Below are 21,945 nucleotides of genomic sequence, written 5' to 3'. Positions count from 1 at the left end.
CGGACTGGGTAGCGGGGTGACTCGCTTGCGGCTGTCGGGGGTTGGAAGGCGGATTGGCCTGCGGGTTGGGGGCGAGGCCGTGCGCGGCTACGGCGGTTCGACCGACTCGATTGTGCTTACGACCTCGCCCTTGGCGAGCCGTGTCCGCAATTGTTCACCGACGGCGACCTGCTCGACCGACCGAACGACGCGCCCTTGCGAGTCGGTCGTTAGGCTGTACCCACGGCCTAGCACGCCCAGCGGGCTGAGCGAATCGAGTTTGCCCCCTAGCTGCGCGAGCCGCGAACGGCTCCTCTCGGTCAGGCGCAACGCGGCGCGGCTGGCGGCGCGGTCGAGCTCGTCGAGTCGCCGCGCTGCGTCGGCCACCAGGGCGTGGGGCCGCGCCAGGGGGCGGCTGGCCGCCAGCCGGGCGAGCCGCTCGCGGCGGTCGCGGCAGCCGCGCCAGGCGGCGCCGTGCATCCTCGCGGCCACTCCGCGGAGCACTCCGGCCAGCTCGTCGGCCGACGGGGCGACCCGCTCGGCCGCTTCGCTCGGCGTCAGGGCCCGCACGTCGGCCGCCAGGTCGGCGAGGGTCACGTCGATCTCGTGGCCGACCGCGCTGATGGTCGGGATCTCCGAAGCGGCGATCGCCCGCACGACCGGCTCTTCGTTGAAGCACCAGAGGTCCTCCAGGCTGCCGCCCCCCCGCCCGACGACCAGCACGTCCGGCCGCGGCCGCAGCCGGTTGGCGAGGCGTACCGCGTCGGCGATCTGCTGGGCGGCGCCGTCGCCTTGCACGCGGGTCGGCACGACCAGCACGTCGACTCCCCGCCACCGCCGGGCGAGCACTTGCAGGAAATCGCGGATCGCCGCGCCGGTCGGACTCGTGACGAATGCGATCCGCCGCGGAAAACGCGGGAGGGGCCGTTTCCGTTGCCGGTCAAAGAGTCCCTCGGCGGCGAGCTTCTCCCGCAGCCGCTGCAGGGCCAGCTCTAGCGCCCCCACGCCACGCGGCTGGGCCTCCTTCACGACGAGCTGGTAGCTGCCGCGCGGCGCGTACACGTCGACCGCGCCGTGGCAAACCAGCTCCAGGCCGTCTTGAAGGTCGAACCGGAGCCGCGCCGCCGACCCGCGCCACATCACCGCGCGGATCTGGGCGTTGTCGTCCTTCAGCGTGAAGTAGCAATGGCCGGACTGGGGGCGCGAGAAGTTCGAGACCTCGCCGGCGACCCACACATCGGGGAACTGGCCCTCGAGCGTCGACTTGATCCGGGCCGTGAGCGCGGCGACCGAGAGCGGCTCGGCTTGCTGTGTGTTGTCGTGAATGTCGCTCAACGGCTCCTCCTCGAAGAGCCGTATTGTGCCGCGCAGCGGCGGGGAGCGACATGGGCCACCGCGCCGTGGGGCGGCGGGGGGAGCGTCAGGCCGCCCGCTTGAGCCCGTCGCGACGGGGGACCGGCCCCCCCGCGTGGAGCGGCCTCTGGCGTGTGGTCGGAACCGCCTCGGGCCGGGGCTGGCGCGTGGCGGCCCAGGCTTCCGCTTCGCGGGTCAGGCGGAGCATCTCGCGCTGCACCGCGACGCGGCGTGTCTCCAGCGCTTCGCGGTCAAGGTTCGGAGCGATCAGCATCTCCGACCCCATCACCAGGCGCGCTGTCGTGAAGGGCTTTGGGATGAGGAAGCGGTCCCAGGTGTTCGTTCTCCAGCAGCGGTCGTACGCGACACACACCGGCACGATCGGCGCCCCGAGCTTCGAAGCCAGGTAGATCGGCCCCTGGGCCACACGCCGGCGCGGGCCACGCGGGCCGTCGGGTGTGATCACCAGGTGGCGGCTGCGGCCGTGTTTCGCGAGCGCACGCAGCGCGGTCGCTCCGCCCCGGTAGGTCGACCCTCGCACGCAGTGGAAGCCCGACACGCGGGCGATCACGGCGAGCAAGTCCGCGTCGCGGTGGCGGCTGACCAGGATCGAACAGTCGCAGCCCGGCCGCAGATAGAGCGGCGCGAGCATCGCCTCGTGCCAGACGAGGTACACCCGCGGGCCGCCCGTCCGCAGAACGGGGTCGAGCGTGCGGTCGGCGTAGGAGGCCTCGTAGCGGAGCGTGCGCATCCAGCCCCAGATTCCGGCGCAGATCGAGCGCCCGGCGAGGCCGTTCAGAGCGGGGCCTTTGATTTTCACGGCTCGTCCCTCGGTGTGTTTGTCGAGGACGGATTACCGGAAATCGACGAGCCGGGGAACTGGAGTTGAGGCGGCTTTCGGCTATTGGCTGTCTGCTGGCTATCGCTTTACGGGATAGGCCTGCCGCTCTCAGCCCCTCTAGTCGACTTCGCCGCGAAACACCTCGACAGCGGGGCCGGTCATCAGCACGTGGCTGTCGGCCTCACGCCAGTGGAGCGAGAGCGCGCCGCCGAGCAACTCGATCGTGACGCGCCGCTCCGTGCGCCCCGTGAGCACGCCGGCCACAGCGACAGCGCAGGCGCCGCTGCCACAAGCGTGGGTCTCGCCAGCGCCCCGTTCCCACGTGCGTTGCACGAGCCGCGTGCGGGTGCGGCAGTAGACGAATTCGGTGTTGGTCCGCTCGGGGAAGGCCCCGTGACGCTCGATCTGGGGGCCGAAGCCGTGCACAAGGGCGTCGTCGGCGGGCTCATCGACGAACAGCACGCAATGCGGGTTGCCCATTGAGACCGCGCTCGCGCGGAACTCCCGGCCGCCGACAGCGAGCGGCGCGTCGAGCACCCGGCCTGTGCCGCTCGTGGGCAGGCGGCAGGGGATCGCTGCGGCGTCGAGGACCGGGGGGCCGAGGTCGGCTTCGATCTGGGCGACGCGTCCCGCCGCGTCGCGCCGGGTCGCTAGCATCGGGGCGATGGTCCCGCCCGTTCGCACGACCACTTCGTCGCCGGGCGCGGCGCCCGAGTCGATCAGGTGCTTGGCCACGCACCGCAAGGCGTTGCCGCACATCGGCGAGTACGACCCGTCCGGGTTGTGCATCCGCATCTCGAAGCGGGCGGGCGAGTCGGGCCGCGTTTCACGGACAACGACCACGAAGCCGTCGGCGCCGACGCCCGTGCGGCGGTCGCAGAGCCGACGCGCTAGCGGTTCGATCTGGTCGGCTGCCGCTCCGGCGAACCGCGCTGCCAATTCGCCCTCATAGGCGGCGACCACGACGTAGTCGTTCGCACAGCCGTGCATCTTCGTGAAGGGGAGCACTGGCGGACCGGCCGGTCGGGAGGGGGGGGCGTGGGGGCGACTGCTCTTCCGGGACTGGGGCCAGAATGACCCAATCCCGCCGCCGTGGGAATCGGCCGGGCCGGCGGCGGCTCAGGCGAGCAGGTCGATGTGGTGGTCGCCCGCGTCGGGTCGCTCGCTGCTCGGCGTATCGGCGGGGGCCGGCTCGTCGCTGGATTGGCCTTCCTCCTCGGGCCGCTCCCACAGCCGGCGGCCGTCGGCGTCGCGGTCGGAGGTCTGCTCGTCGGCGTCGGTCTGGCCGACGCCGGACGACTTCTGGGCGCGGAGGTCGAGCTCGTCGGCGGCCTGGCGCTCGGACGCCTCGCGGGCAGACCGCTCTTCGCTGGCGCCCTTGGTCTGCGACAGGGGCGATCCGGCGGCGCTGGAGAGGATTCCGCCCACGGGTCCTACGCTCATCGCTCATTCTCCTGCGGAGGGGGGAGAGCAGCAGCGGGAGTCGAGGGGGGTCGTTCTGTGGGTGCTCAGCGTCGGGTCGGAGCTACCGGGCGGCCCGCCTCGGTCGTGACGCGGCCGCCGAACTCCGTCTGGAGTTGTTCTAGCACGCCGCCGACCGCCGGGAGGACTTCTCGGGTGATCTGGGGGTTGTCGGAGGTTCCGGTCACGCTCAGTCGCAGCAGTTGTTCGCTGGCGGAGCTCATCAGCGCCCTGAGCATCGGCACGCCGACGTCGTTGCGGCCGACGATGCTCGCGAAGGTCAAGTCGACGTCGCGCGCCAGCGTGGCGGTCCCCTTGCCGTACAGGCTGACGGCGTCGCCCAACAGGTCGAGGTTCTGGAACGTGATGTCGTTGCCCTGGAGCGTGAACTTCGTCTCGAGGCGGTTGAACGCCGTGTTGTCGGGCGTGCGGTTGCGGAAGTACTTGAGCATCGTGAGCAGCAGCGGCAGCTCATACAGGTCCGCGTCGGTGACGGTGAGGTCGCCGGCGCCTGTCATCCCGTAGAGGTGGTTTGCGCCGCGTTGCTGTACGCTGAGTGATCCGTTGAGCAAGCCGTGGAGGGTCTCGGGGCGGCGGAGCCACTCGGAGCTGAGCCGGTCGACCTGCACGTCGGTCAGGTCGACCTTCACTCCGAACTCGGGCTGGCTCCCGTGGAGCACCCGTGCGGTGAGCTTGACGTCGCCCCCGTAGGCGCTCGCGCGGATCGGCTCGGGCTTCCCGCCGCCTAGCTGCCGCGCGACGCCCTCGCCGAACAGGCACACGCTCGAATCGGCCCACAGCGGGCCGCGGACATTGGTGAGCTGCAGGTCGTTCCAGAAGACCGAGTCGAGGTCGAGTTCGCCGCCGTTGACGGCGCTCACCTCGTTGCAGCTCCCGCCGAGCTTGATCACGCCGGTGAGCCCGTCGATCGGCGTGCCGACGTCCAGCGCGACTTGGTGGCAGTTGAGCTGGACGCGCCACTTGGCTTGGGTGGGCGTCGCGGGGTTGCCGCTGTGCACGACCTCGATCTCGGAGTCGGACAGGTCGATCCCGCCGCGCGGGTTGAGTTCTTCCACGACCGAGCGGAGGCCGGCCGTCGACGCGAGCAGCAGGTCGCGGTCGAAAACGAGCCGGTCGGCGTGCAGGTTCTCTAGCTTGAGGGTCCAACCGCCGCCCGGGTTCTCGCTCCACCGCCCGTCGGTGGCGAAGCTCGTGCGGCCGTGCTCGGCGCGGGCGCCGCGGATCGTGGCGCGGCCGTCGGTCCATTCGAATCGCCCGTCGAGCCGTTCCAGCCGGTAGCGGTACTCGGTCTCTGACAGCGGCGGGTGGATCGCCACGCTGCGCTCGTGCGGCCGCACGGTGAGGTGGATGCTCGGCTCGGGTTGCCCGCACTGCTTGGTGATGTCGGCGAAGAAATCGATCTGCCCGGTCGGCCGCAGCAGCGCCCAGGCCTGCTGCGCATCCGGCGGCAAGGCCGCGTGCAACGACGGGTCGAGCGGCGTGGCCTCGCCGCGGAGCTGCAGTTGGAAGAAGCACGACCCGTCGCGCGGCTCGAGCACCCCGGCCCCCGCGACCAGCGTGCGTCCGCCCGCGTCGCGGCTGCGGAGCTCGGTGAACGTCCAGCGCTTGTCCTCTTGCCGCACCCAGCCGGTCACGTGGCTCAGCGGGTAGGGGAAGCGGTCGTACTGCATGCGGCAGTCGACCAAGCGGAGGTCCATCGCGACGCGTGGCTCTTCTTCCTCGGCGCGCCGCTCGATCCACCAGCGGAAGTCGATCGAACCTGCCGGGTGCAGCGACTGGATGAAGCTGCGGGCCTCTTCCTCCTGGATCGCGCCGACCAACCGCGGCGTGATCGGCGCCCCCGAGCCGGCGATCTCGATCGATCCGGGGGGCATCTTGCCGCGTGGCTCGCCGGGGTGTTCGCGGAGGCCGAGGCCCTCCAGGCGGCCGGTGATTGTGATCGGCGCGCCGTCGGCCATCGCGCGGAGGTCGATCTGCAAGTCGCTGCTGTGGCGTGGCTCGGGCAGGGCGCCGTCGGCCGCCACGCCGCCGTTGACGAGCAGCACGCCGCTCGCGCCGTCGACACGGTACGGGAACCGCTCGGAGTCCTCGAACGAGGCGTCGCGCACCTGGATTGTGGCCGCGTGGGCGAACGAGAGGCCGTTGAAGACCAGGTCGATCGCGACATCGCCCCGGCCGGCGGGCAAGAAACGGCGCCAAGCTCGCGCGGCGGGCCCCGGCAGCAAGTCGACGGGAGTCGTCGCGGCGTCGAAGTCGTCGATCCGCAAGCGCACCGCCGCGGGGGCCATGGCCGTCCAGCCGTTCCGCTTGCCGACGAGGCGGAGCCGGGCGTCGCCCCAGCGTGCGGCGCCGTCGTCGACCTGCAGCCCGGCGGGCCCGGCCGTGCCCGCCAGGCGGGTCTCGGTCAGCGGACGCTCGACCCGCGGCACACGCAGCTCCCCGCCCCGCCAGTCGAACCGCGCGTTCCAGTCGATCGGGGCGCCGGCGTCGCGACGCGCGTCGGCGGTCAGCGTGAGCTCGCCCCGCAATGGGGGGAGCGTCGGCGAAGCCCAGCCGAGCGTCTGGAGCGCGCCGATAAGCTCGGGCGTGACCGCGAGCGACTCGACGCTGGCGGTCGCGTCGAGCGTAGCGCCGTCGGCGGAGACGCGCCCGTTGACCCGGATCGTTTTGGCGAGTGTTTCTCGTGCGTCGGCTTCCAGCCGGAAGAGTCCCGTGTCGGCGTCGGGCGTCAGGGTGAGCGACAGCCGGCTGATCGCCACGGGCGACGCCGGGGCGGACTCGGTCAGCAACAGCAGGGTCGCGTCTTGCACATCGACACGCGGCCGCGGCCCGCCGCTCAATGGAGGCAGCCGGAAATCGGCCACGTTCCACGAGCCGTCTTCGCGGAGCGTGGCCGCGACGCGTGGCCGCTTGGCGACGATCCGGCGGATCACCGGCTTGCCGTTGAGCAAGGTGACCAGGTCGAAGTCGCCCTCCACGCGGAGCTCTTCGATCTGGGCCACGCCGCGTGCGGGGCGCCAGCCGAGTTGCTCGACGATCTCTACCCCGCGGATCGTCACGCCGCGGCCCGGCGCGAAGCTCGCGCTGGCGACGCGCACGTCGAACGGCGCGCAATAGCGGGCGAGCATCGACTCGCTGAGGCGCTGGGCCTCGTCGTCGAGCCGGAAGTACAGGTACGCGCCCAGCGCAATGACCACCAGCAGCGCGAGCGTCAGCACGCCGCGGAACAGCCGCCAGCACGAGTTGACTAGCCGTGTAAAGATGGCGGCCGCCCGTCCGTGGGTCGCGCAGGAAGGACCTTTGCCGGCGATCCGTCGCCGGCCGAAGAAGGCGCTCTCAACCTGTTTCGGCGCGCCGAAGGTAGGCTTGCCGCTTGAATAGGGTCAACACGAGCCGGCTGTATCCCCTGCTAGCAGCAGGTAGCCGCCGGCGGCCTCGACACGCACGGCGCCGGGGAAGACTTCCGGCGGTGCGTCGGCGGCCATCGTGGCGAGTTCGGCCAGGCGCCGCCACGCGGACGCTGTCATCGCCTGCTCGGGCCAACCGGAGCGGCGCCACGCGAGGCGCAACGCCTCGGTGACGAGCAGCGGCGGCGCCGCCGCGAGCGCCGCGCGGCGGAGCCGCCATGCGGGAGGCCCGCCCGCGCCCGGCTCGCTCGACTCGTCGAGCACCTGTTCGGCGAGCCATTGCAACGTGGCGGCGACCTCCGCCGCGTGAACGGCGAGATTCGCCAGATTCGCGCGGCTGCCGGGGACACGCTGCTCGGCCATCGGCAGCAAACGATGCCGCAGCCAGTTGCGGGTGTAGGCCTCGTCGGCGTTGCTGGGGTCGGTGCGGTAGGGCTGGCCGATAGCGTCGAGGTAAGCCAGCACGTCGTCGCGGGTCACGCGCAGCAGCGGGCGCACGAGCGTGCAAGCGTCGTCCAACGGCGCACGCGGGGCGATCCCGGCGAGGCCGTGGACGCCCGATCCCCTTAGCGCGCGGAACAAGACGGTCTCGGCCTGATCGTCGGCCGTGTGCCCGGTCGCCAACAGCCGCGCGCCGACCGAGTGGCACGCCGAGCGGTAGAACGAGCGACGCGCATCGCGCAGCGATTCTTCGCTCTGCCGCTGCGAATCGGTTGCCCGCTCGGCGACTCGCTGGAGCGCGAGGCTCTCGGCCAAGCCGGCGACCCAGCGGGCGTCGTCGGCCGAGCCATCTCGCGCGGCGTGGTCGTAATGCAGCACGACGAGCCGGCCTCGGCCGCCACAGTTGCGCTTTACCGCGGCCACAGCGTGAAGCAGCGCCACGCTGTCCGCGCCGCCAGAGACAGCAACGCCGACAACCAAGTCGCGCCATGTGTCGGGCGGCCAAGCCGCGGCGAGCCGATCGGGGAGCCGTGCGGCGGTGTCGGCGGAAGCCCTATCTTGCATCGTAGCAATAGTTTCGGTAAACACCTGGGCCTGCCGGCATGTCCGCCAGCCGCCCCAATCCCGGGGGCAGGGCGGGGCTGCTGCGGCTGTCATCAATACACCAAACCGCGTTTCGCCACACCCGGCCCGGAGGTCTACCCGCCAGGCGGAGAGTCGTAGCGACCCGAATCCCCCATCACAGCGGGGGCGGTTGTCGTCTTGCGGCCCGGGGAGCGATCGCGGAGCAATAGGGCGTAGCGCCGGCGCCCGCGCCTGCCCCGCACCACTCTATGGACATTCTGATCAACGTTGCGGTGGCGGTGGTCGCCGCGGGGCTCGGCATGGCCTTGGTTTACGTGCTGGGCCGGCTCCGGAAATGGGACGCCGATAAGGAGGCGACCCAGATCCTCGAGAAGGCCGATCTGCAGGCCAAGTCGCGTCTGAAAGATGCGGAGATTGACGCCAAAGAGCTGGCTATCCAGGAGAAGTCGCGGATCGAAGAGCAGATGGCCCTCGTGCGGGACAAGCTGCACGAGCGTGAACGGCAGCTGGACAAGCGTGAAGACGCCATCTCGGGACGCGAGGACCAGCTCGCGAAGCAAGAGAAGATGGTGGAGAGCAACCAACGCCGGCTGACCGAGAAGCTCTCCGACGCGGACACGCGGCTGAAGGAACTGGAAGGCCTGCTCGACGTGCAGCGGCAAGCGCTGCACAAGGCTAGCGGCCTGGGGCCGGAGGAAGCCCGCAACATGCTCCTGGAGCGGCTCGACCAGGAGCTCGCTCACGAGCAGGGGGTGCGGATCGTCGAGGCGGAGAAGCGGCTGGCCGAGAAGGTCGACGCCAAGGCGCGCGAGGTCCTGATCGCGTCGATCCAGCGCTTCGCCGCCGCGCACACGGCCGAGGCCACGACCAGCACGGTCGACATCCCCAGCGACGAGATGAAGGGCCGGATCATCGGCCGCGAGGGGCGGAACATCCGCACGTTTGAAAAAGAGACCGGCGTCGACGTGATCATCGACGACACGCCCGGCGTGGTGATCGTCAGCTCGTTCGACCCGGTCCGCCGTCAGATCGCCCAGTTGGCCCTGACGAAGCTCATCGCCGACGGCCGCATCCACCCGAGCCGGATCGAAGAGCTCGTTTCCGAGACCACCCAGGAGGTGGAGAAGCTGCTCGTCAAGTACGGCGAGGAGGCGGCCCAGGAGGTCGACATCCGCGGGCTGCACCCCAAGGTCATCCAACTGCTCGGGCGGCTGCACTACCGGACCAGCTACAGCCAGAACGTGCTGAGGCACTCGATCGAGGTGGCGTTTGTCACCGGCATGCTGGCCGAGGAACTCGGCTACGACGGCGACCTGGCCCGCCGCGCGGGCCTGCTGCACGACATCGGCAAAGCGGCCGACCACGACACCGAGGGGGGCCACCCCAAGATCGGCGCCGACCTGCTGAAGCGCTACGGCGAGAACGAGGTCGTCGTGCACGCGGCCCTGGGCCACCACGACGACATCCGCGTCGACATGCCCTACACCGTCATGTGCGCGGCCGCCGACGCGTGCAGCGCCAGCCGCCCCGGCGCACGCCGCGAGACGCTCGACCGCTACATCAAGCGGATGCAGGAGCTCGAAGCGATCGCGTCGGGCTTCGAGGGCGTGCACCAAGCGTTCGCGATCCAGGCGGGGCGCGAGGTGCGCGTCATCGCGAAGACCGACCAGACGTCCGACGAGTCGGCCGCCAAGGTCTGCCGCGACATCGCCAAGGCCTTCGAGGACCAGCTCACCTACCCGGGCGAGATCAAGGTCACGATGATCCGCGAGAGCCGGTTCACCGAATTGGCTAAGTGAAGGCGATCGCGGGAGTCGGATTGCGGATTGCGGATCGATCGCACGCGGCTTCCCGACCTCGTTGGCAGGGCGACCTCACCGAATCCGCAACCCACCGTCCGCGATCCGCAATCTGATGCTCTTGCTCTTCATCGGCGATGTGGTCGGCAAGCCGGGGCGGCGGATCGTCCAGCAAGCGCTGCCCGGCCTGATCGCCGAGCGGGGCATCGACCTGGTGGTTTGCAACGCCGAGAACGCGGCGGCTGGCTCGGGCTACACGCCGAAGATCCACGCCGAGCTGATGGGCGCGGGGGTCGACGCGATCACCCTCGGCGACCACGTGTACAAACGCCGCGAGGTGCTCCCCCTGCTAGAGTCGGCCGACAACGTCGTGCGCCCCTGCAACATGCCGCTCGAGGCGACCGGCCGGCGGTGGGCGGTGGTCGAATCGCGTAGCGGCGAGCGTGTGCTGGTCTGCTGCGCCCTCGGCCAGCTGTTCATGAAGAACTGCGACAGCCCCTGGCGAGCGATCGACTCGGTGCTCGCCGAGGCGCCCTCCGACGTGCGGGTGCGCTTCGTCGACTTCCACGCGGAGGCCACCGGCGAGATGCAGATCGCCGGCCGCTACTACGACGGACGCGTGGCCGCCCTGCTGGGCACGCACACCCACGTGCCGACCGCCGACGAGTGCGTGCTGCCCGGCGGCACCGCCTTCCAGTGCGACGTCGGCATGACCGGCCCCCACGACAGCATCCTCGGCCGCCGGATCGACCGCGTGCTGGCGGCGACCCTGACCGGAATGCACCACCCGTTCGACGTGGCCGAAGCGGACGTCCGCATCAACGCCACGCTGGTGACGATCGACCCGGCGTCGGGCCTCGCGACCGCGATCGAGCGCGTCGTAGTCGACGAGCAAGAGGCCCAGCGGCTGGCGGGCGGCGGAGGAGAATCCAGCGGGCCGGGATAGATCGGCCCGAGCGTTTCGACGGTCTGACACGGCCCATCTTAGAATGCCAGCATGATCCGCCTGACGCCCGAGCAGCAAGCTTTCATCGACGAGCAAGTGTCGAGCGGACGGTACAGCAATCCTGCGGACGTTGTTTCCGCCGCGATCGAGCTGCTCCGTGCAAGCCGTTCACGCGAGTTCGAGGGAGCGATCGCCGACATCGAGCAATCGCTCGAAGAGATCGACGCCGGTCACGGCATCCCGGCCAGCGATGTCATCGCAGACGCCCGTGCGCGCCTCGCCAAGCGATGATGCGGCTTCGCGTCGTCAAGTCGCCGAGAGCCGCCGGATCGGTTATCGCCACAAGCCAGTGGATCGCCCAGCGATCGCTAGAGGGCGCCGAGCGATGGCTTGACGCGCTCGAGTCGACGCTGGAATTGCTCTCGACGCAGCCGACGGCCAGAGGGGTCGCTCCAGAGTCCGAGAGATTCGAGGAGACGATCAGGCAGATGCCGTTCGCCACCCGGAGCGGCTTAAAGTATCGCGTTCTCTACACAGTGCGAGGCGAAACCATTTTCGTTGTCGCCGTTCGCGGGCCTAGCCAATCCCTCCTCACTCCCGACGACGTGTGACAACCGGCGTTGCGGCGTCGCCCCTCCCGCTGTACGGTCCCGCCCGGCTTGGCCCCCGATCGCCGGGGGCGAACGCGCCTGCTAGCCCCGAGAACCTCGCGATGGATCGCCCCGTTTCTCGCTTGTTTTGCTGCTGTGTCCTCGCCGTTGTCGCGGTGGCGCCGTTGTCGATCGGCTGCCACCCCGGGCTGTTGATGGCGACCGGCATCTACATGTGGGAAGGGGGCAACCTCGCGCCGGCCGAGTGCGAGCTGCTAGAGCAAAAGCGGGTCGCCGTGTTCTGCCGCCCCCCGGCCGCGACCGAGTTCCGCCACGCGGGCGCGTCGCGGCAGCTCGCGCAGCGAGTGGGGATGATGCTTCGGGAGAACGTGAAGAAGATCGACGTGGTCCCGCAGCGCAAGGTCGACGAGTGGCTCGACGAGAACGACACCGAGGACTTCGAGGAGCTCGCCCGTGCGGTGAAGGCCGACCTGGTGGTGCAGATCGAGCTGGGCCACTTCGACCTGTACTCCGGCAAGACCGTCTACAAGGGCTCGTCGGCCGTGCAGGTGTTCGTCAACGACATGAAGGACGACGGTGCGATCGTCTACGAGAAAGACCTCGGCGAGGTCCTCTTCCCGGTCCACGGCGACGTGCCGATCCAGGACAAGCCGGTCACACAATTCCAGCGCGAGTACGTGGCGGTCGTCGCCCAGCGGATCTCGCACCTGTTCTACGCCCACGACCCCTACGCCGACTTCGCGCTCGACGCGACGGCCGTGAAGTGACGCGTCACCAAGGCCGGCTACTGCGGCTCCTCCGTCACTACAGCTTCGGCGGGGGCCGGGTCGGCTTCGCGGCGGGCGGGTTGGGCTGCGGGCGGTTGGGGCGGTTGTTTTGCTGCTGAGCCAGCCGCTCCGCGAGGTTGCGGAACTCGTCGCGCCACTCCCAGCCTAGCGGCCGGTCGAGCTCGCGCTCGGCCAGCAGCGCCCACGGCGTGCCCTTGTGCTCCGCAGCGACACGCTCGAGGTACGCTCGCGCCTCGCCCGCTTCGGCCTCGGCCCGGCTGCCCGTGAGAATCTCATCCGACGGCGCGAGCACCCAGGTGTCTTTCCGCTCCGACGTGAACTCCATGCCCTGCTTCGCGAGGGCGAGCATCGTGTTGTAGCCTTCGGCGCGGACCTTGGTCGCCAACGCACGCCCCATCGCGAGGTCGTACCCCGCCTGCCAGCGGGGCGAGTCGAGCTCCGGCCGGTCGCCCTCGCCGCGGCGCAGCGTGGCCACGAGCTGCTGGAGCTTCGGCTCCAGGACCGCCGCGGCGCGCTGGGCGACCGACAGGTCCTGCGCGAACTGGGCGTCGTCGAGCTTGGGGAACTCGCGGCGGACGTTCTCGCGCAGCGGCTCGGTCCAGCTGAGCGAGGCCGCTTCGACCAACGCGCGGCGGGCCCCGTTCTCGCGCAGCCGACGCTGGTACTCGCCCGTCGGCACGTAGTCGGGGCGGTAACGCCGCATCAGGCGTTCGTCGAAGAAATAGTCGATCTCCGCCGTGAAGGGGTGGTCGCGGCGGCGGCTCTTGTCGGCGCGTCCCGCCGCCACGCGGAACGCGTGGACCGCGATGTAGAAGCCGCCCGACTCGGCGGCCAGGCGGGTCAGGCCGAACGGGCCAAACCCCGCGTCGAGCGTGGGACCATCGACATCGCCGCGCCCGAAGTAGCCAAGCCGCAAGCGCTCGGGCATGAGCGATTCGGGGCCCTGCCTGACGGGCAAGAACTGCGTCGACTGGTCGAACTGCGGGTCGGGGTCGACGTACCGCACGTAGTTCTCCACCCGGCCGAAGGGCGCCGGCGCGCCGACCACGTAGACGGGCGTCTGCATCGTGCGGCAGAGGTCGACCGCGCGGTCGAGCAGGTGGGTGTCGTCGCCGGCCTCGTCGGTGAAGACGACGACCATCAGGTTGCGTCGTGGGCGCCGGAGCCGGTACCGCTTGTGCCGGTCGACCGACTCGATCACCGCGCTGAAGACATTCTCCATGCCGCCGGCGTCGGGCGTCACGTCGCGGACGGCCTGCTTGATCGCGTCGACGTCGTCCGTGGGTTGGCGGGTGAGGAATTGGACCGTGTCGGCGTAGGCCGCGACGGTGGTCAGCAGCGGCGCGTCGTCGGCGTCGGCGGGATCGCGGTCGAACCCTTCGGCGCCGCGCACCGCGGCGACGCCGAGCTGCTCGTACACGCGGTCGAACCGCTCGACGATCTGCTCGCGTTGGTCGGTGAGGCTGCCCGACCGATCGAACAGCCACACCACCAGCGTCGGACGCTGCTCGAGCGAAAGCAGGATCTCGCCGGTGAGGCGGTCGACGGCGCCTTGGCTGCCGGTCGCGCCGACGGCGCCGACGCCGCGCACCTCCACGTCCCAGAGCAGGTCGGGGCTCGTCGCGAGGGGGGCGGTCGCCTCGAGCGCGGGCAGCTCGCCCAGCCGCGCGAGGGCCGTCTGTTCGATCGACACCTCCGACAGCAACGCGGGGGCGGGCGCCGCGGCCGCGGCGTCGCCGGCGCCGGCGTCGGACAACGCTCCCACGTCGACCGACAGCTCGTCGGCGACGCGGAACGCGTCTTCGGGGGGCTCGTCCGTTTGGGGCGGGACGGGCGAGATCAGCTCCGGGGGGAAATCGATCGGCGACAGCTGGGTGATCAGCCCCAGCACGACCAGCAGCACCGCGTGGGTCGCCAGGCTGGCCAGCCACGGCAGCGGTTCGCCTATCGGCTCGGCGAGTGGGCGCCGCTGGACCGACTTTTGCCGCACGTGCGTTGGCCTTCGAAAAGGTGGGTCGATAGGGGTCGCTCCCTATTATCTTTCGCCCCCACGACGAACCCTGCAACCGAAAGGACGCCGGACTATAGTGGCGAAATGCAACCAGCGGCCGATCCCCGTACCCGTTTCGCGATGTTTGGACGCGATCTTTCCGGCGTCGCCCGACAGGTAACGCTTTATTCGTCCTTCACGGCCCTCTTGTGGGGGGCCGCAGTAGGATCAGCGCAGGCGCCCCCCGCCGCGCCGGCCGAACGCCAGGCGCCCGGAGAGCGGCCAGCCGGGGCCAAGCGGGCGGAGGCCGACCCGACCGACCCGCAGGACGTCGAGCTGAGGACCGCCGACGGCGTGCTTCTGGCGGGCACCTACTACCCCGCGAGCGAGGCGGGCCGCGACACGCCGGTCGTCGTCGCGCTCGCCGACGAGAACGAGTCGCCGATCGTGTTCGACCGGCTGGCGTTCCGGTTCCAAATGCCCGGCCCGAGCGAAGAGCGCGAGCCAATTGCGGTCTTCGCGGTCGCCCTCCGCGGACAGGGGGACAGCACCCGGGTGCGGCGCCCGGACGGCACGGTCGTCGACCGCCGCGGCGCGAAGCTCACCCCGGCCGACGCGGCCGCGATGGTCAAGACCGACATGGAAGCCGTGCGGCGGTTCCTGGTGGAGAAGAACGACGCCGGCGAGCTGAACCTCAACCGCTTGGGCTACTTGGGCGTCGGCTTCGGCGCGCTGGTCGCCGCCAACGCGGCGGCCGTCGACTGGGCCATGCCGGACCTCGACCGCGGCAAGCAAGGGCGCGACGTCAAAGCCCTCGCGCTCGTGTCGCCGCCGTGGAAGTCGCTCGGCCTCGAGATGCTCCAAGCGATCCGGCAGCCGGGCGTGCAGACGCAAGTCGCCGTGCTGCTGACCTACGGCCGCGACGACGACCAGGCCCAGCAGGCCGCTTCGCGGATCGTCGTTCAACTCGAGCGGGGCCGCATGCGGCTGAGCGATGAAGAGACGCCGACCGCGCCGGTGATCGACCGACCGGGCAAGTCGAAGCTGCAGGGCACGGCTTGGCTGAAGCAAGCGGGGTCGGCGGGCGAAGACCTGCTGCTCGAGTTCTTCGCGAATCAACTCGCCAAGCCCGAACTGCCTTGGGTGCAGCGAAGGCTCGACTGAACCGTGCGGCCACGCCGTCCGCGTGGTTCAGTTCTCGGGCGGCTTTTCTCGCGGGCCGCCTTCGGAGGTCTGGTCGCCGCCGGCGGGCGAGGCGCCGCGAGATACGGTTTCGCCCGCTGCGCCCGTTGGCTGGACCGACCGCTTGGCGGGTGGTTTCTTCTCCGGCGGTTCTGGCTCGCTGAAGGGGCGGTTGTCGCGCTTGGGCAGATACTTGCAGAGGAGGATCCCGCCGAAGTAGAGCGGCGTCAGGCACCCGGCCATGGCCAGCAGGCTTTGTGGGTCGGCCGGCGTGAGGATCATCGAGAGCACGAAGATCACCAGCACCGCGTAGCGCCAGTACTTGAGGTAGACCTGCGCGGACGCCACGCCGATCCGATCCAGGAAGAGCATCACCAGCGGCAGCTGGAACGCCACGCCGAACATCAGCGGGAGCAACAGCACAAAGCCGAGCCACTCGTTGATCCGCGGCGTGGCTTCGATGCCTAGCCACGCGTGGAAGCTGAGCAGGAAGCTGATCACGTACTTCAGCACCACGTAGAAAGCGACCGTGGCGCCCACGAGGAACAGCCCGATGCTGACGGGCATGTAGAAGTGCACGTACCGCTTCTCGTGCGGGTACAACCCGGCGGCGACGAACGTCCACAGGAAGTAGAAGACCGCCGGGCTCGCCAGCACGGCGCCCACCACCAACGACGCCCGCACGTAAACCGAGAAGCCGGTCTCCGCGCCGGTGGCGATCAGCCGCGCGTCGCGCGGCGCGGTCCACACGCGGAGTCGCAGCCGATCCGGCATCTCGGCGGGCGCCCCCTCTTGGATCCCGAGCCCCTCGAGCAGTTCCAGGAACTCATCGGGCGACAAGAAGTAGCTCTCGGGGACAAGTCCCTCGTCGAGGAAGCGTTGCTCGGCAGAGCTGGGGTCTTGCTCTTCGGCCTGGAACCGGGCGAGCTTCGTCTGCTGCTCCAACTCGCGGAGGCCCGCTTCGAGCGGCGCCGTCACGAAGCGGATGAAGTCGTCGCCGACGGCCAACCCAACGAGGAAGCCAAGAGAAACCGCGATCACCGCCTTCCACAGCGCCGACCGCAACTCCTCCAGGTGCTCGCCAAAGGACATCTTCGAGTCCTCTAGCGGGTCGTGATTGGGGTCGGTCAGGCGCTTCACGTACAGCGGGCCGGGGGATGGCGGCGGGGGCGGTTCGGCGATAATAGTCGGCCGCAGAGCAGCGGACAACGCGGGCGCCGAAGCTCCGCCACGATCGAGGGCCCGCGTCGATCGCTAATCCGCCCACCCCAAGCACCACGCAAGCTATGCCTCCCTTGAATCACCCGTTGCGGCTCCGGCCCGTGCTGAAGGACTACCTCTGGGGCGGCGAGCGGCTGGGCCAGATGTTCGGCAAGCCGCTCGCCGATGGCGCGATCTGCGCCGAAAGCTGGGAGGTGGTCGACCACCCCGACGGCCAGAGCGTCGTCGAGAAAGGTCCCTTCGCGGGCAAGACGCTCGGCGAACTGGTCAGCGAAAATCCGGAGCAGCTCTTCGGCGGCTACGAACGGGAGCGGGGCGGCCACCCCGAGCGTTTCCCGCTCCTCTTCAAGCTGCTCGACGCGCACAAAACCCTCTCCGTGCAGGTCCACCCGAACGACGCCCAAGCCGCTCGGCAGGACCCGCCCGACCTCGGCAAGACCGAGGCCTGGCTGGTGCTCGCCGCCGAGCCGGGCGGGAAGATCTACGCGGGCCTCAAAGAGGGCGTCGGCCGCGACGAGCTGGCCGCCGCCATCGAAGCGGGCGAGTGCGACCGTTGCCTGCACGTGCTGGAGCCGAGCGTTGGCGACTGCGTGTTCATCCCCGCTGGCACGGTCCACGCGCTCGGCGAGGGGCTCGTGATCGCCGAGATCCAACAAGCCAGCAACACGACGTTTCGGTTGTTCGACTGGAATCGGCTCGATAAAGACGGCCAGCCGCGGCCGCTGCACATCCAGGAGTCGCTCGCGGTGGCCGACTACACACGCGGCCCGGTCGAGCCGCAGACGCCCGAGCCGCTTGGTGACGGCTGGGAGCGGCTGGTCGAGTGCGACAAGTTCCTCTTCGACCGCTGCCGATCCGAGGCGATGCGGCCGACCCAGCTGCCGTTATCCAACGGCCCGCAGATCGTTTGCCTCATCGACGGCGCCGGCCACCTCAAGGGGCAGGGGTACGACGAGCCGATGACCGCCGGCCAAACCCTGCTGCTCCCGGCCGCATGCCCGCCCGGCGAATTCGCCGCGGAGCAGACCGGCGCGGTGCTGCTGTCGATGCGGCTGCCGGACTGATTGCTGGTCGGCCGCGATGCGCCGCATCTCACTTTCCTAAAGCCTACAGCCTAAAGCCTACAGCCTTCTGCTTACTCGCTCCGTTGCTCGTAGACCGCGTGCAGCAGCGCCTCGACGTCCTTGAACTTCGTCTTGGACTTGGTCGCCACGCCGTCGATCAGGCGGCGGGCGTCGGTGTCGCTGTGGCCGAGGGTGCGGAGCACCTCGAACGCCTCCGAGAGCAGGTCGCGCTCGATGTCGCCGGAGGGGGCGTCGTCGCGGCCGACCATCAGGGCGAACTTGGCCGCCTTGCGGCGCAGCTTGGCGATGATCCGCTCGGCGGTCGCGGGGCCGATGCCCGGCAGCGTGGAGAGGCCCTTGGCGTCCTGCTCCTGGATGAGCGTGGCCAGCTCGTCGACCGGGCGGACCATCGCGCGCAGCGCCTTGCGGACGCCGACGCCATCGACCTGGCAGAACATCTCGAAGAACTCGCGCTCGACCGCCGCCGTGAAGCCGACCATCCGCGGCGTGAGCCGCCCCCGCGCCGGGTCGCCCTCGAGGTACTCCAGCGTGTGCAGCGAGGCCTCCTCGCCGATCAGCCCGGCGAGCCGCCGGCGGGCGAACTCGGGGATGAGCACTTCGTATTCGAAAGGCCCGGCGGCCAGCGTGGCCGTGTCGCCGGCGGCCGCGACGACGCGGCCGGTGAGTTTGGTGATCAAGGGAGTAGGCAGAGGGCAGTAGGCAGAGGGCAGTTGAGAAAACGAGCGACTTCTTGTAGCAAACCTGCCCGCTGCCTGCTGCCCTCTGCCCGCTAGTCAGTAAACCTGCCCGCTGCCGGCTGCTCGCTGGCAGCCCAAGAACCAGTGCGTCATCGCGATCGCTAGCGCGTCGGCCACGTCGGGCGGGTCGGGCGGCGCGGATAGCCCGAGCTCGCGGGCGATGGCGAGCTGCACCTGGTCTTTCGGCGCGCGGCCCGCGCCGGTGAGGATGCGTTTGACTTGGGTCGCCGCGTAGTGGTGCACCGGCAGGTCGGCCTGGACCGCGGCCAGGACGATCACCCCCCGGGCGTGGCCCATCAGGATACTGGTCTTCACCCGCTCGTAATGCGAGTAGAGCTCCTCGATGGCGACCGCGTCGGGTTTCAGCGCGGCGATCGCGTCGGCGACCCCCTCGTGGATCTCGCCCACTCTTTGGGCCAGCGACGCGCCACGCGTGCCGCGCACGACGCCCGCCTCGACAAGCCGCAGCGCCCCGGCCGACGCGTCGATCACGCCGTAGCCGGTGGTGTTCAGGCCGGGGTCGATGCCGAGGATACGCAAGGGTGCGATGGGCTAGAGCAGGCGGCGGAACTCTTCGATCGTGAGCCCTGCGTCGCGGACGATCGAGCCCATCGTGTGGGCGTTGATCGGATTGTGCCTGGGGATCGTCAGGATCCGTTCGCCATCGGTCATCACCGTGTGTTTGCCCTCGCGGGCAACAAGGAAGTCGGCCTTCTCGAGTGCGCGGATCGCATCCTTGTGATTGACACCAGGCAGCTTCGGCACGTCAGGCCTCGATTTCGACTTCTCGTACGTCCCGTTCGGTCCAGAGCTCGCGTTGAACCGCGAGGTACTCGCGGATCGCGTCTTGAATGTTCAGCATCGCCTCGGCTTCGTCGGCGCCTTGTGAGTGGCAGCCGGGCAGCCCCAGGACCGACGCCGCAACACCTTCGTTGGAGTGTTCCAATGCAATCTTGTAACGCATGTCTGAGTCTCCCCGGGATCTATCCTACACTCCACTCCGTGCCGCCCGCCCGGTCTTCGAGCGTCACTCCGACCGCCGCGAGGCGGTCGCGGACCGCGTCGGCGGTGGCGAAGTCCTTGTTCTTGCGGGAGTCGGCGCGCAGGTCGATCAGCATCCGCATCACCGCGTCGACGGCGCCCTCGCCGCCGCCGGACCACTCGGCGCCGCCGGGGCGGTCTTCGATGGTCACGCCGGCCAGCTTCAGGCCGTCGCGGATCGCGTCGGCCACGGCGAAGTTCTTCGCCGCGCGGGCCTCGGAGCGGAGGTCGATCACCACGGGCATCACCTTGCCGAGCAACTCGTCGGTCGCTCCACCGGCTTGCGCGGGTGGCTCGCAGAACAACCCGAGGATCCCGGCCAGCTCCTTGATCGTGGTCATCACCAGCTCGAGCGTGGCCAAGTCGGCCGCGTTGGCCGATTCTTCGAGCTTGTGGTCCTCGCAGAACTTGTTCGCCAAGCGAGCCAGCTCGAACAGCTCGGCGACCGCGCCGCCGGTGTTGAAGTCGTCGTCCATCGCGGCGAGGAACTTGTCTCGGCACGCCTCGGCCGCGTTGAGCGTCGGGTCGTCGCCCAGCGCGATGCTCGTGGCGCCGCGGCTTGTCGCGGCGGTGATCGAATAGAAGTCCGCCTTGGCGACGCGCGCGAAGCGCTTGAACAGCCGGTAGAAGGTCTCTAGGCCGGCGGCCGCCTCCTCGATCGCCGGCTCGCTAAACAGCACCGTGCTGCGGTAGTGCGTGCGGAGCAAGAAAAAGCGGATCCGCTCGCCGCCCTGGCGGGCGATCAGCTCGTCGAGCCCGCCCGCGCCCTTGGAGCGGCTCATCTTGCCCCCCTCGTCGGCGGCCGTCTGGCTGTCGCGCTCGGCCTTGCCGCCGATCTTGCCGGCGGCCGAGTCCTTCCGCAGCAAGCCGTTGTGCGCCCAGTACTTCACCATCGGCTTGTGGTGGCGGCACTCGCTCTGGGCGATCTCGTTCTCGTGGTGGGGGAACACCAGGTCGAGGCCGCCGCCGTGGATGTCGAAGGTCTCGCCGAGCAGCTTCTTCGACATCGCGGAGCACTCGATGTGCCACCCGGGGCGCCCTTGGCCCCAGGGGGAGTCCCACGAGGGCTCGCCCTGCTTGGCGGCCTTCCAGAGCGCGAAGTCGGCCGCAGAGCGCTTCTTCTCCGCCGCGCCGCCGCCGTCGCCTTGCATGCCCTCGACGGTGCGGTTGGAGAGCTTGCCGTAGTCGGCGTCCTTGGCGACGTCGAAGAACACGTCGCCGCCGGCCTCGTACGCGTAGCCCTCGTCGACGAGCCCCTCGATGAAGGCGATGATGTCGCCCATGCACTCGGTCGCGCGGGGGAAGTCGTCGATCGTCGTGACGCCCAGCGCCGCGAGGTTCGCGTTGTAGTCCTCGATGTTCAACTCGGCGACCTGGGCCATCGTGAGGCCCTGCTCGGCGGCCGCCTTGATGAGCTTGTCGTCGACGTCGGTGATGTTGACGACCCAGCGGACCTCGTACCCGCAGTAGGTCAGGTAGCGCTTGATGGTGTCGAACAGCACGGGCCCGACCATGTGGCCGATGTGGGCCTTGCCGTAGACCGTCGGCCCGCACAGGTAGATCCCGACCTGGCCCGGCTTCACGGTCTCGAAGGGCTCTTTCTTCTTCGAGAGCGTGTTGTAGATCGTGAGCGTCGGGTGCGGGCCGGCGTCGGTCGCCGGGTCGAACGTCGCGGGCGAGGCGAGGGCCATTTGGGATTGCGGGATTCGGATTGCGGAATTGGCGACTCGAGCCGCCGGCGGGAGCCGGCGGACGCAAACCCCTAGGGTACGGGGAACCGGGCAACCGGGGGAAGATCGGTCGGCGGGAGAGTAGGCAGTAGGCAGAGGGCAGTAGGCAGCGAAGCCCGGCGTCGATGGCGTCTGCTGCCTACTGACTACTGGCCACTGGCGACAAGCAAAGCCACGCACCGCGCGTCGATCGCCTCCTCGCGGCCGACGGGGCCGACGCCCTCGCCGGTCTTGGCCTTCACGTTGACCTGTGTGACCGAGACCCCCAGCACGCCGGCGATCGCGTGCCGCATCGCGTCCTTGTACGGGGAGAGCTTCGGCTGCTGCGCGTGGACCACGCAGTCGAGGTTGACCAGCTCGTAGCCCTTCTCCCGCACGCGGCGGATCGCCTCGCGGAGGAACTCGGCCGAGTCGCGGCGGCGGTTCTCGGCATCGGTGTTGGGGAAGAGCTCGCCGATGTCCGGCAAGCCGGCCGCGCCGAGCAGCGCGTCGGTGACCGCGTGCAGCAGAACGTCGGCGTCGGAGTGGCCGAAGAGGCCCCGCTCGTGCGGCACATCGACCCCGCCCAGGCGCAGTGGCCCAGAGAGCTTGTCGCCGAGTCGGTGGCGGTCTTCGCCGAGGCCGATACGGAGGTTCATAAAGTCCACCGCGGAGTGCGCGGAGGACGCGGAGGGAAAGAAAAAAGGGGAGGGCGGATTTCCGCCCTCCCCCGGATCTTCGCGATCTC

The 21,945-nt window shown here is 69.8% G+C and carries 21 protein-coding genes; 7 read left to right on the top strand and 14 right to left on the bottom strand.

Going from position 1 to position 21,945, the window contains the following annotated elements:
- Positions 1 to 87: 87 nt before the first annotated feature.
- The 6 genes from xseA to tilS form a co-directional block, all read right to left on the bottom strand.
- Positions 88 to 1,314: an exodeoxyribonuclease VII large subunit gene (xseA, locus tag RIC11_RS18895; protein WP_350213885.1), complete on the bottom strand. Its 1,227-nt coding sequence runs from the start codon at positions 1,312 to 1,314 to the stop codon at positions 88 to 90.
- 85 nt (positions 1,315 to 1,399) lie between these two features.
- Positions 1,400 to 2,152: a lysophospholipid acyltransferase family protein gene (locus RIC11_RS18890; RefSeq protein ID WP_350213883.1), complete on the bottom strand. Its 753-nt coding sequence runs from the start codon at positions 2,150 to 2,152 to the stop codon at positions 1,400 to 1,402.
- Between the two features lie 138 nt (positions 2,153 to 2,290).
- The gene (dapF, locus tag RIC11_RS18885) at positions 2,291 to 3,181 is read right to left on the bottom strand and encodes a diaminopimelate epimerase (protein WP_350213881.1); all 891 of its coding nucleotides are present in this window, start codon (positions 3,179 to 3,181) and stop codon (positions 2,291 to 2,293) included.
- A 111-nt stretch (positions 3,182 to 3,292) separates the two neighbouring features.
- Positions 3,293 to 3,616, bottom strand: a complete 324-nt coding sequence (locus tag RIC11_RS18880; RefSeq protein ID WP_350213879.1) for a hypothetical protein — start codon at positions 3,614 to 3,616, stop codon at positions 3,293 to 3,295.
- Between the two features lie 65 nt (positions 3,617 to 3,681).
- A complete protein-coding gene (locus RIC11_RS18875) occupies positions 3,682 to 6,873 on the bottom strand; it encodes an AsmA-like C-terminal region-containing protein (RefSeq protein ID WP_350213877.1) in 3,192 nt (1,063 codons plus the stop codon).
- 165 nt (positions 6,874 to 7,038) lie between these two features.
- Positions 7,039 to 8,067, bottom strand: a complete 1,029-nt coding sequence (tilS, locus tag RIC11_RS18870) for a tRNA lysidine(34) synthetase TilS (RefSeq protein WP_350213875.1) — start codon at positions 8,065 to 8,067, stop codon at positions 7,039 to 7,041.
- Between the two features lie 269 nt (positions 8,068 to 8,336).
- On the opposite strand from tilS, the gene rny reads away from it, so the two are divergent.
- From rny to RIC11_RS18845, 5 genes are all read left to right on the top strand, one after another.
- A complete protein-coding gene (gene rny, locus RIC11_RS18865; protein ID WP_350213873.1) occupies positions 8,337 to 9,887 on the top strand; it encodes a ribonuclease Y in 1,551 nt (516 codons plus the stop codon).
- Positions 9,888 to 10,002: 115 nt separating this feature from the next.
- Entirely contained in the window at positions 10,003 to 10,833 is an 831-nt protein-coding gene (locus tag RIC11_RS18860; RefSeq protein ID WP_350213871.1) for a TIGR00282 family metallophosphoesterase, read from the top strand.
- A gap of 51 nt (positions 10,834 to 10,884) precedes the next feature.
- Entirely contained in the window at positions 10,885 to 11,124 is a 240-nt protein-coding gene (locus RIC11_RS18855) for a ribbon-helix-helix domain-containing protein (protein ID WP_350213869.1), read from the top strand.
- The gene (locus RIC11_RS18850) at positions 11,124 to 11,444 is read left to right on the top strand and encodes a type II toxin-antitoxin system RelE/ParE family toxin (protein ID WP_350213868.1); all 321 of its coding nucleotides are present in this window, start codon (positions 11,124 to 11,126) and stop codon (positions 11,442 to 11,444) included. The genes RIC11_RS18855 and RIC11_RS18850 overlap by 1 nt, the downstream gene beginning before the upstream one ends.
- 101 nt (positions 11,445 to 11,545) lie before the next feature.
- Positions 11,546 to 12,211: a hypothetical protein gene (locus tag RIC11_RS18845; protein ID WP_350213866.1), complete on the top strand. Its 666-nt coding sequence runs from the start codon at positions 11,546 to 11,548 to the stop codon at positions 12,209 to 12,211.
- A gap of 37 nt (positions 12,212 to 12,248) precedes the next feature.
- Here the strand turns inward: RIC11_RS18845 and RIC11_RS18840 are convergent, their stop codons facing one another.
- Positions 12,249 to 14,222 (bottom strand): vWA domain-containing protein, encoded by a 1,974-nt coding sequence (locus RIC11_RS18840; protein WP_350213864.1) that lies wholly within the window; start codon positions 14,220 to 14,222, stop codon positions 12,249 to 12,251.
- A 141-nt stretch (positions 14,223 to 14,363) separates the two neighbouring features.
- Here RIC11_RS18840 and RIC11_RS18835 point away from each other — a divergent pair, with 141 nt between their 5' ends.
- Complete coding sequence (locus RIC11_RS18835; RefSeq protein ID WP_350213862.1) at positions 14,364 to 15,386, top strand: alpha/beta fold hydrolase; 1,023 nt, start codon at positions 14,364 to 14,366, stop codon at positions 15,384 to 15,386.
- Between the two features lie 27 nt (positions 15,387 to 15,413).
- Here the strand turns inward: RIC11_RS18835 and tatC are convergent, their stop codons facing one another.
- Complete coding sequence (tatC, locus tag RIC11_RS18830) at positions 15,414 to 16,544, bottom strand: twin-arginine translocase subunit TatC (RefSeq protein ID WP_350213860.1); 1,131 nt, start codon at positions 16,542 to 16,544, stop codon at positions 15,414 to 15,416.
- A gap of 146 nt (positions 16,545 to 16,690) precedes the next feature.
- Between tatC and RIC11_RS18825 the strand changes: the two genes are divergently transcribed.
- Positions 16,691 to 17,689: a type I phosphomannose isomerase catalytic subunit gene (locus RIC11_RS18825; protein WP_350213858.1), complete on the top strand. Its 999-nt coding sequence runs from the start codon at positions 16,691 to 16,693 to the stop codon at positions 17,687 to 17,689.
- Positions 17,690 to 17,760: 71 nt separating this feature from the next.
- Here RIC11_RS18825 and ruvA read toward each other — a convergent pair whose 3' ends face one another.
- The 6 genes from ruvA to ispF form a co-directional block, all read right to left on the bottom strand.
- Positions 17,761 to 18,387, bottom strand: a complete 627-nt coding sequence (gene ruvA / locus RIC11_RS18820; RefSeq protein ID WP_350213856.1) for a Holliday junction branch migration protein RuvA — start codon at positions 18,385 to 18,387, stop codon at positions 17,761 to 17,763.
- A 96-nt stretch (positions 18,388 to 18,483) separates the two neighbouring features.
- A complete protein-coding gene (gene ruvC, locus RIC11_RS18815) occupies positions 18,484 to 18,987 on the bottom strand; it encodes a crossover junction endodeoxyribonuclease RuvC (protein WP_350213855.1) in 504 nt (167 codons plus the stop codon).
- Between the two features lie 12 nt (positions 18,988 to 18,999).
- A complete protein-coding gene (locus RIC11_RS18810) occupies positions 19,000 to 19,212 on the bottom strand; it encodes a type II toxin-antitoxin system HicA family toxin (RefSeq protein ID WP_350213853.1) in 213 nt (70 codons plus the stop codon).
- Position 19,213: 1 nt separating this feature from the next.
- Positions 19,214 to 19,411 (bottom strand): type II toxin-antitoxin system HicB family antitoxin, encoded by a 198-nt coding sequence (locus tag RIC11_RS18805; RefSeq protein WP_350213851.1) that lies wholly within the window; start codon positions 19,409 to 19,411, stop codon positions 19,214 to 19,216.
- A gap of 19 nt (positions 19,412 to 19,430) precedes the next feature.
- Entirely contained in the window at positions 19,431 to 21,179 is a 1,749-nt protein-coding gene (gene cysS, locus RIC11_RS18800) for a cysteine--tRNA ligase (protein ID WP_350213850.1), read from the bottom strand.
- A 185-nt stretch (positions 21,180 to 21,364) separates the two neighbouring features.
- Positions 21,365 to 21,856 carry a 2-C-methyl-D-erythritol 2,4-cyclodiphosphate synthase gene (ispF, locus tag RIC11_RS18795; protein WP_350213848.1) on the bottom strand — a complete coding sequence of 164 codons (492 nt, stop codon included), beginning with the start codon at positions 21,854 to 21,856 and terminating at the stop codon, positions 21,365 to 21,367.
- Positions 21,857 to 21,945 lie beyond the last annotated feature (89 nt).

The organism is Botrimarina sp., assembly GCF_040219535.1.
Taxonomy (GTDB): domain Bacteria; phylum Planctomycetota; class Planctomycetia; order Pirellulales; family Lacipirellulaceae; genus Botrimarina.
This window is presented reverse-complemented; position numbering and strand designations above follow the sequence as displayed.

Coding starts and splice junctions, on each gene's coding strand:
- RIC11_RS18825 (WP_350213858.1), top strand. CDS start 16,691: ATGCCTCCCTTGAATCACCCGTTGCGGCTCCGGCCCGTGCTGAAGGAC.
- RIC11_RS18805 (WP_350213851.1), bottom strand. CDS start 19,411: ATGCGTTACAAGATTGCATTGGAACACTCCAACGAAGGTGTTGCGGCG.
- cysS (WP_350213850.1), bottom strand. CDS start 21,179: ATGGCCCTCGCCTCGCCCGCGACGTTCGACCCGGCGACCGACGCCGGC.
- tilS (WP_350213875.1), bottom strand. CDS start 8,067: ATGCAAGATAGGGCTTCCGCCGACACCGCCGCACGGCTCCCCGATCGG.
- ispF (WP_350213848.1), bottom strand. CDS start 21,856: ATGAACCTCCGTATCGGCCTCGGCGAAGACCGCCACCGACTCGGCGAC.
- rny (WP_350213873.1), top strand. CDS start 8,337: ATGGACATTCTGATCAACGTTGCGGTGGCGGTGGTCGCCGCGGGGCTC.
- RIC11_RS18845 (WP_350213866.1), top strand. CDS start 11,546: ATGGATCGCCCCGTTTCTCGCTTGTTTTGCTGCTGTGTCCTCGCCGTT.
- RIC11_RS18835 (WP_350213862.1), top strand. CDS start 14,364: ATGTTTGGACGCGATCTTTCCGGCGTCGCCCGACAGGTAACGCTTTAT.
- RIC11_RS18860 (WP_350213871.1), top strand. CDS start 10,003: ATGCTCTTGCTCTTCATCGGCGATGTGGTCGGCAAGCCGGGGCGGCGG.
- RIC11_RS18855 (WP_350213869.1), top strand. CDS start 10,885: ATGATCCGCCTGACGCCCGAGCAGCAAGCTTTCATCGACGAGCAAGTG.
- RIC11_RS18850 (WP_350213868.1), top strand. CDS start 11,124: ATGCGGCTTCGCGTCGTCAAGTCGCCGAGAGCCGCCGGATCGGTTATC.
- RIC11_RS18880 (WP_350213879.1), bottom strand. CDS start 3,616: ATGAGCGTAGGACCCGTGGGCGGAATCCTCTCCAGCGCCGCCGGATCG.